Origin of the sequence: Glycomyces sp. YM15, from assembly GCF_016918015.1 — a bacterium.
Taxonomy (GTDB): Bacteria; Actinomycetota; Actinomycetes; order Mycobacteriales; family Micromonosporaceae; genus Glycomyces.
Genome location: NZ_JAERMK010000031.1, coordinates 38,910 through 47,141, shown reverse-complemented (window position 1 = coordinate 47,141; position 8,232 = coordinate 38,910). Strand labels below are relative to the sequence as shown.

Annotated in this window: 6 protein-coding genes and 1 pseudogene; 5 read left to right on the top strand and 2 right to left on the bottom strand. The window is 70.9% G+C overall.

The window, feature by feature from the left end:
• The first annotated feature begins 253 nt into the window (after nt 1-253).
• The 4 genes and pseudogenes from JHY01_RS23965 to pstB all read left to right on the top strand — a co-directional run.
• Nucleotides 254-2,044: an NHL domain-containing thioredoxin family protein gene (locus JHY01_RS23965; protein ID WP_205328236.1), complete on the top strand. Its 1,791-nt coding sequence runs from the start codon at nt 254-256 to the stop codon at nt 2,042-2,044.
• 135 nt (nt 2,045-2,179) lie between these two features.
• A complete protein-coding gene (locus tag JHY01_RS23960; protein WP_205328235.1) occupies nt 2,180-2,368 on the top strand; it encodes a hypothetical protein in 189 nt (62 codons plus the stop codon).
• 327 nt (nt 2,369-2,695) lie between these two features.
• The gene (locus tag JHY01_RS23955) at nt 2,696-3,547 is read left to right on the top strand and encodes a DUF6042 family protein (RefSeq protein WP_205328234.1); all 852 of its coding nucleotides are present in this window, start codon (nt 2,696-2,698) and stop codon (nt 3,545-3,547) included.
• Between the two features lie 184 nt (nt 3,548-3,731).
• Nucleotides 3,732-4,595, top strand: a pseudogene (gene pstB, locus JHY01_RS27065) (phosphate ABC transporter ATP-binding protein PstB); the annotation flags it as partial.
• 12 nt (nt 4,596-4,607) lie between these two features.
• Here pstB and JHY01_RS27060 read toward each other — a convergent pair.
• Both JHY01_RS27060 and JHY01_RS23945 read right to left on the bottom strand, forming a co-directional pair.
• A complete protein-coding gene (locus JHY01_RS27060; RefSeq protein ID WP_240193198.1) occupies nt 4,608-5,600 on the bottom strand; it encodes a hypothetical protein in 993 nt (330 codons plus the stop codon).
• Between the two features lie 187 nt (nt 5,601-5,787).
• A complete protein-coding gene (locus JHY01_RS23945; RefSeq protein ID WP_205328233.1) occupies nt 5,788-7,233 on the bottom strand; it encodes an aldehyde dehydrogenase family protein in 1,446 nt (481 codons plus the stop codon).
• A 194-nt stretch (nt 7,234-7,427) separates the two neighbouring features.
• On the opposite strand from JHY01_RS23945, the gene JHY01_RS23940 reads away from it, so the two are divergent.
• Nucleotides 7,428-8,144, top strand: a complete 717-nt coding sequence (locus JHY01_RS23940; RefSeq protein ID WP_205328232.1) for a hypothetical protein — start codon at nt 7,428-7,430, stop codon at nt 8,142-8,144.
• The last annotated feature ends 88 nt before the right edge of the window (nt 8,145-8,232 follow it).

Genomic DNA, 8,232 nt, shown 5'->3' with positions numbered 1-8,232 from the left:
CCCCACCGCTTCGCGTTCAAGTTGCTCGTACTCAACACGATCGAGTGATGCCGCAATGCAGGTTCTTCCGACAGAGCAGGACACTTCGGCATCGGGCGGTCGATCGGGTGGAGGTGCGGCCCGGTCGTGTCAGTGCCGATGGTGATTCGAGAGTCGTCATCGCGTGGGCGGATCCGGGGATGCCGCTATCCAGCACGTGATTGATTTCTCGAATGACTGGGTTCCCCGCACTGGCGATGGCAGCCTTGGGTTCATGACGAAGCCCGCTCGTGTCCGTGCTGCAGAGCTGCGGGGACGCTCCTGGTTGAACACCGGTGGTCGCACCCTCTCCCTGGCCGACCTCAGAGGCCGTGTCACCGTCGTTGATTTCTGGACATTCTGTTGCATCAACTGCCTACACGTCCTCGACGAGCTTCGCCCGCTCGAGGAGAAGTACGGCGACGCGCTCGTCATCATCGGCGTCCACTCCCCGAAGTTCGAGCACGAGCGCGACCCGCAGGCCCTCGCGGCAGCCGTCGAGCGCTACGGCGTCGAGCACCCCGTCCTCGATGACCCGAACCTCATCACCTGGGATGCGTTCGCCGCACGGGCCTGGCCGACGCTGGTGGTGATCGATCCCGCCGGGTACGTCGTGTCGACGATGGCCGGAGAGGGACATCTCGAAGCGCTCGACGCGATCGTGGGCGAGCTCGTCGCCAAGCACACGGCCGATGGAACGCTCGACACCGGTGGACCGCTGTACGTGGCCGCCCCGCCCGCCGAGACCACACTCCGCTTCCCCGGCAAGGCGATCGAGCTGCCCGGCGGCGACGTGCTCGTCACCGACTCGGCCCGCCACCGCCTCGTCCGCCTCGCCCCGGACCTCGAAACGGTCGTCCAGGCCGTCGGCACCGGTGAGCGCGGCCGCGCCGACGGCACCGAACCGCAGTTCAACGAACCTCAGGGCCTCGCGCTCCTCCCCGCCGAGGTGGCCGCCGAGGTCGGCTACGACCTCGTCGTCGCCGACACCGTGAACCACCTCCTGCGCGGCGTCCGCCTCGCCGACGGCGCGGTCACCACGGTCGCCGGGACCGGCAGGCAGTGGCGCATGGACAACGGCACCACCGCCGCCCTCGACGTCGACCTGTCCTCGCCGTGGGACCTCGCCTGGTTCGAGGGCAGGCTGGTCATCGCCATGGCCGGCATCCACCAGCTCTGGTACTTCGACCCGCTCGCCCGCACCGCGGGCGTCTACGCGGGCACCACCGTCGAGAGCCTCAAGGACGGAGCGCTGGACCAGGTCTGGATGGCCCAGCCCTCCGGGCTCGCCGCGGCCGCGGACCGGCTCTGGCTCGTCGACTCGGAGACCTCCTCGCTCCGCTACGTCGAGGACGGACGGATGCACACCGCCGTCGGGCAGGGCCTCTTCGACTTCGGGCACGTCGACGGCCCCGCCGCCGACGCCCTCATGCAGCACCCGCTCGGCCTCGCCGTGCTCCCCGACGGCCGCGTCGCCGTCGCCGACACCTACAACGGGGCGCTGCGCGTCTACGACCCGCAGGCCGAGACCGTGTCGACCCTCGCCGTGGACCTCGCCGAACCCAGCGACGTGCTCGTCCTGGGCGGAGCGGTCTGGGTGGTCGAATCGGCCGCCCACCGCCTCGCCGCCCCCGACCTCGGCGAGGCCGCCGTCTCCGGCCGCCACCACCGGGTCACCCGCAAGCGCACCAAGGTCGCGCCCGGCGCGCTGCGCCTCGAAGTGCTCTTCGAACCAGCAGCGGGGCAGAAGCTCGACTACACCTTCGGGTCCCCGATCCAGGTCACCGTCTCGGCCGACCCGCCCCAGCTCCTCGCCGAAGGCGCGGGCAAAGGGGAGGAACTCGGCCGCGACCTCCTGCTGGCCGACGGCATCGACCAGGGCGTGCTGCAGGTGGTCGCCCAGGCGGCGACCTGCGACGCCGAGGCCGAGCACCCCGCGTGCCACCTCACCCGCCAGGACTGGGGCGTCCCGGTCGAGATCGCGGAGGACGGCGTCTCCACGCTCAGGCTGGTGCTCCGCGCCTGAGTTCCGCACGGGTGTGAGCTCTGCGGCGACAGGTATTTCACCTGCCCGTCGCGTGTCATGAATCCGTGCCCGTTCACTGCGCATTACGTTGTTCCGATCAGACTCGAAGCACGTCCTATCAGGGAGGAAACCGCTGTGACCTTGGCGCCGGTGGAAGAAGGCTACTCCGAGCACGAGCACTGGCTGGTGCTCAACGCCGCCGATCAGATCGTCACCGTGGGCAAGCTGCTGGAGCAGCAGGTCCGCACCATCGAGTACCTCACCCCCGAATACGCCGGCGGTCTCGCGGACTTCGAACCGGACCTCACCCGCCTGAACGGCTAGCCGAACCCGGCCGTCCGGTCGAACCCCGCCGGGTCGCTTCGGAGTAACGTCGGCCCCGACGCGAAAGGCGCGTCCCCCCACAAGCGGCCCGGATGACCCGTCAAGGGGCATCGCGAGGCCGCGGCGGGGTCGGCAAGCCCGACGCGCGCGAGGGCCGTCCCGGCGTCGGCGCACCCTCACGGGGTACGCCGCAATCGGGCACTCAACGGGCACTGAGCAACTCCTGGTATCACCGCGCCGGGACGGCTCCCTCCGCGCCAGTACGCTGAAAGCGAAGTCGCGCCCCAGCGGCGCGGCCGCGTCGCACCTCGCTGATACCGTCGATGAGTGGAATCTTTCGAGAGGCCCTTCGGCGACGAGTCCGGCCCCGTCCAAGCCCCGATGCACCCCGCGTGGATCCGCATCATGCCGTGCAGCATCGAGTTGTTCCGCACCGTCCCCTCCGTGAGCCCGTTCCCGGCGACCTGGTGGGCCGACGCCTTCCCCGAAGACGACATCTGGAACGAACCGGTCTGGTGCGACCCCGGCGACGTCGACGACTGGATCGCCGAGGCCTCCGAGCATCACCTGGGCGCGTCCCAGGAGGTCATCGAGAAGGAGGCCCGCGAAGAGTACGACCGGGCCACCGCCGAGCGCAGCGAGCGCATCGACACCTTCACCACCCACTGCCGCCGCGCCGGCCTGCCCGTGCCGCACACCGTGCGCGACCTGCTCGAATTCCTGCTCGCCCTGGGCCTGTACCGCTCCGAGTTGCGCGACGGGAAGCTCTACGTCGCCCCGCTGCTCTACACCAACCCGTTCGACGTGCTCGCCTTCGACAAGGTCGAGGCCATCGAGGAGGCCGCCGACCAGCGCGGCGACCTCGAGGAGCTGACGGCGATCGCGATCCGCCGCGTCGGCGGGATCGACTACGAGTTCGACGAGGAGGGCCGCTTCACGCTGCCCGGCGGCGCGAAGTCGGCCACCGTGCAGGTGAGCCTGGCCGCGCTCGCCGAGGACGCGGGCGTCCCGGCCCCGGTGATCCGCGGGATGCTCATGGAGCTCGCCGAGGACGGGGACGTGGCCGGATCGGTGGACCTGGGCCAGGTCGGGATCACGGAGGAGTTCACGCTCACCGCCTCCGACGACCTGCTCGGCGGCTACCCGAACGACGAGCTGCTCCCGCCCGAGCACGCCTAGCGACCGCCCGGGCGTCCGTGCGAACGGCCGCTGGACGGCTGCGACCCGGACCGCACTCCATTCACTCTCAGTTCACCTTCACGTTCACCTGCGTGCACCTCCATGGCGTTCTATGAGGGCAGGACACGTTAACGGCGGTTGACATTCGGTGATTGGAGTTCGCGTGAGCGTGAACGAGACTGGTATCCGCGCCAAGGCCCCCATCGCGGGCCTCGCCCCGGGCCGCAGCACTGCGCGCGTCGACGGCTCGCAGGGCTCGCTGTTCGACGCCACGCGCACTGAGACCGTCATCGAGCTCAAGGACGTCGACATCCACTACGGGAAGTCGCACGCCGTCCGCGGCGTCTCCCTCCCCGTCGCGCGCAACCAGATCACCGCGATGATCGGCCCCTCGGGCTGCGGCAAGTCCACGGTGCTGCGCTCGATCAACCGCATGAACGACCTCATCCCGGGCGCGAAGGTCTCCGGGAGCATTTCGTACCACGGCAAGGACATCTACGCCTCGAACGTCGACCCGATCGCGGTGCGCCGCCACATCGGCATGGTCTTCCAGAAGGCGAACCCGTTCCCGAAGTCGATCTTCGACAACGTCGCCTACGGCCTGCGCATCAACGGCATGAAGGACAACCTCGCCGACCGCGTCGAGCAGGCGCTCCGCGGCGCGGCGCTGTGGGACGAGGTCAAGGACAACCTGAAGAAGAGCGCCCTGGCGCTCTCGGGCGGCCAGCAGCAGCGCCTGTGCATCGCCCGCGCGATCGCCGTGCAGCCGGAGGTCCTGCTCATGGACGAGCCCTGCTCGGCGCTCGACCCGATCGCGACCGCGCGCATCGAGGAGCTCATGAGCGAGCTCGTGCGCGACTACACCATCGTGATCGTCACCCACAACATGCAGCAGGCCGCGCGCGTCTCCGACGCGACCGCGTTCTTCTCGGCGGCGGTCGACGACGCGGGCGAGCGGTACGGCTTCCTCGTCGAGTTCGACGAGACGCAGCGCCTCTTCTCCAACCCGTCCGACTCGCGCACCGAGGACTACATCACCGGCCGCTTCCGCGTTCCGCGTTCAGACGTCGTTGCCGCAGAGGACCCCGTAGGTCCGGCCCTCGCCGTCGAGCATCCGCCAGTACCAGTCGGTACCGCACTTCGTGCCTTCCTCGTCGGCGTCCTCGTCGCTCATGTCGGCGACGGGCTCGTCGAACATGATCGTGTCGACCACGGTGTAGAGCGCCAGGTCGGAGCCGCAGTCGATCGACCACCAGCTGGAGCTGTCGTCGAAGCAGTCGCCCACGTCGGGCATGATCGGCAGGTGGTCGGGCTCGGCCGGGTCGGGGTTGCCGACGGCCTGGAGGCAGTAGAGCGAGTCGAGGGTGCCGGAGGAGTAGACGTAGTCCCATTTCGTCCAGGCCTTGCCGAGGACGTTGGTGCCCCAGCCGTCGCCGCACATCGCGTAGATCGGCGCGGTGTCGGTGACGCTGCCTTCGCCGTCCACCGCGATGTCGAGCACGTCGTAGGACTGGGCCTTGATCTCCCAGAACGCGGTGGCGTCGGAGCAGGGCACGAGCGGCCCGAGGCCGCTGCCGTCGACCTCTGATTCGTACGGGAGGCACTGGCCGACTTCGGAGTCCGTCTCCTCAGCGGGCGTGGTGGCGTCCGCTTCGGGGGTGTTCTCGTTCGCGGAGGCGGACTCGGTGGTGCCGCCGCCTTCGGCGGTGTCGTCGTCCTTGTCCTTGCCCTGGAGGTTCAGCGTGACGAGCAGGACGGCGCCGAGCACGATGACGGTGGCGCCGACGATGACGCCGCCGACGAGCCCGAGGTTCCGCTTCGGCGGTTCGGGCGGGAGGACCGGCCCGCCGTAAGGGGAGCCCGGATCCTGGCCGTAAGGGGGCTGCCCTCCACCGCCGTAGGGCGGCTGCTGCCCGCCGCCTCCACCGCCGTAGGGCGGCTGCTGCGGCTGGCTGCCGTAAGGGTTCTGGCCGCCGCTGTAAGGCGACTGGTAACCGTAGCCGGGGGTATGCGGCTGCTCCGGCGGGGGACCGTAATTCGGAGGGACAGTCATGTCAGCAACCTATAGGGGCCTGGCGACAATCCGCAGATCCGGGGTCGGCGGCGAGTAAGGAATGTCGCAGCTCAGCGGTGACGCCTGTGGCCGAACGCCCCGGTCGTCACCGGTGCGAGGTGACGGACCGGTCGGCGGGTTCGGGCCCGGCCGTGGGCGCCGGTGCCCGGGTACCCGAATCAGCCGCTCAAAGAGTGTCCGGAAGGACGAGGACGCGTTCGACCGTGTAGTCCTCCATCGCCGACCGCACGCCTTCGCGGCCCACGCCCGAGCCCTTGACCCCGCCGTACGGCATCTGGTCGGCCCGGAACGAGGGCACGTCGCCGATGATCACGCCGCCCACATCGAGTGTCCGGTGGGCGAGCATCGCCTCCGGCAGGCTCTCGGTGAACACCCCGGCCTGCAGCCCGTACCGCGAGTCGTTGACGGCGGCGAGCCCGGCTTCGAAGCTCTCGACGCTCGCGAGCACCAGCACCGGGCCGAAGACCTCCTCGCGCAGCACCTTCGCGTCGGGGCGCACGTTCGCGAGCACCGTCGGTTCGATGAGCGCGCCCTCGCGCGGCGTGCCGCCGCACAGGACCTTCGCGCCTTCGTCGACGGCCTCCTCGATCCACGCCTCGACCCGCGCGGCCGCCTCCGAGCTGATGAGCGGCCCGACCTTGCACGACGGGTCGTTCGGGTCGCCCGAGGGCAGGGCCTTGACCTGCTCGGCGATGCGGGCGGCCATGTCGGCGAAGGCGGGCGCCTCGATGAAGACGCGCTGCACGGCGATGCACGACTGCCCGGCCTGGTAGTTGCCGAACATCGCGATCCGCTCGGCCGCCCAGTCCCGCTTCGGGTAGTCGGCGCTCACGACGACCGCGCCGTTGCCGCCGAGTTCGAGGGTCACGTGCTTGTCGGGCACGCGGCGCAGGATCTGCTTGCCCACGGCGCCGGAGCCGGTGAACGAGACGACCGGCAGCCGCGGGTCGTCCACGAGCTGCTCGGCCCGGTGGTCGGGGACCGGCAGGACCGAGAGCATCGCGGGCGGCAGGTCCGTCTCGGAGAACAGGGCCCCCAGGTGGAGTGCGGAGAGCGGCGTCGCCGGGGCGGGCTTGACCACGATCGGGCATCCGGCCGCGATCGCCGGGCCCACCTTGTGCGCCACCAGGTTCAGCGGGAAGTTGAACGGGGAGATGCCGAGTACGGGTCCGCGCGGGAAGCGGCGCACGAGCGCCATCCGGCCCTCGGCGGTCGGGTCGGTGTCGAGCCGCTGCACTTCGCCCACGAACCGCCGGGCCTCCTCGGCCGCCCACCGGAACGTCCCGACCGCCCGGTGCACCTCGACGCGCGCCCACGCGATCGGCTTGCCCGATTCGGCGGTGATGAGCTCGGCGCACGTCTCGGCCTCTTCGTCGAGGCGGCGGCGCACGTGCTCGAGGGCCTCGGCCCGCGCGTGCGCGGGCAGGGCCGCGCATTCACGCGCGGCTCCCGAGGCGGCGGCCACGGCGGCCTCCACCTGCCCGGCGGTCGCCCACGAGGTGGCGCCCACGGGGGACTCGTCGTAGGGGTGGGTGACGAAGAACTCCTCCTCGCCGTGCTGCGGACGGCCTGCCACCCAAATAGGCGAAACGGGACGGAGACGTTGCGACATGTTTCCAGCCTACGGGTTCGAACGTGTGCGGCGCTGCCGTTGGGGCGCGCGAATCGGTGCCGTACCGCATCCCGGCTTGCAACCGGAAGGGACCGAAGCCGGTCGGCCCGCCACAGCGGACCGGCGTCTCCTTGCAGGACGAAGCCGCCGCAACCCGGGTGCGTCCATTTGCCCGCCCAAGGCATGATGAGGACATGAGTGAACAGCAATCAGGTGCGGGGTATCCGCAGCACCCGACCTCCGGCCAGCCCCAACAGCAGGCGTACCCCCAGGCGCCTTACGCCTCGCCGCAGGCGCAGTACCAGGCCGCCCAGCAGCAGTACGCGGCGTACGCTCCCCCGGCCCCGTCGCTGTTCGACAAGCTCGGTGTGCCGTCCATGCCCGCGATCCTCGGCCTCTCGGGCCTCGGCGCGCTGGTGCTGGCCGGGCTCATCGCCGGCACGAGCTCCGGCGGCGGCGACGAGTTCGGTCTCGACGGCACGGCCCTGTCGGGCTTCGTGCGCGACGAGATCAGCGGCGGCGTCCTCTCGCTCCTCGTCGCCGTCATCGTCACGTTCGCGTTGACCCTGTTCACCGGTGAGAAGCTGCGGTCGCTGTGGAAGGCGCTGACCGTGGCGGGTGCGGCGATCTTCCTGGCGCGGCTGCTGTTCACGGTCTTGGCGCTCGGTGACGGCGACTCCGCGTCCGACCCGTCGGCCTGGATCGGCGCGCTCCTGCTCATCGCCGCGTACGGCCTGTTCGCCACGGGCGCGGTCATGGTCCCCGGCTCCGCCGCCGCCGCGCAGCCCGCCGCCCCGGCGGCCGGGCCGCAGGGCTACCCGACCGGGCAGCAGCCCTCGGTGCAGCCGCAGGCCCCGCAGGCCCCTCCGCAGACCCAGCAGAACCCGTGGCCGCAGGCGCCGCAGCAGTAACGCCCGCAAGCAGCCGAAGAGGCGGGGGGGGGGGGGGGGGGGGGGGGCGGCGGGGGGGGGGGGGGGGGGGTGCGGCCCGCGAGGGTGG

Bases quoted from the DNA above. Each gene is read 5' to 3' on its own strand.
- JHY01_RS23965 (WP_205328236.1), top strand. From the start codon at position 254: ATGACGAAGCCCGCTCGTGTCCGTGCTGCAGAGCTGCGGGGACGCTCC.
- JHY01_RS27060 (WP_240193198.1), bottom strand. From the start codon at position 5,600: ATGACTGTCCCTCCGAATTACGGTCCCCCGCCGGAGCAGCCGCATACC.
- JHY01_RS23945 (WP_205328233.1), bottom strand. From the start codon at position 7,233: ATGTCGCAACGTCTCCGTCCCGTTTCGCCTATTTGGGTGGCAGGCCGT.
- JHY01_RS23940 (WP_205328232.1), top strand. From the start codon at position 7,428: ATGAGTGAACAGCAATCAGGTGCGGGGTATCCGCAGCACCCGACCTCC.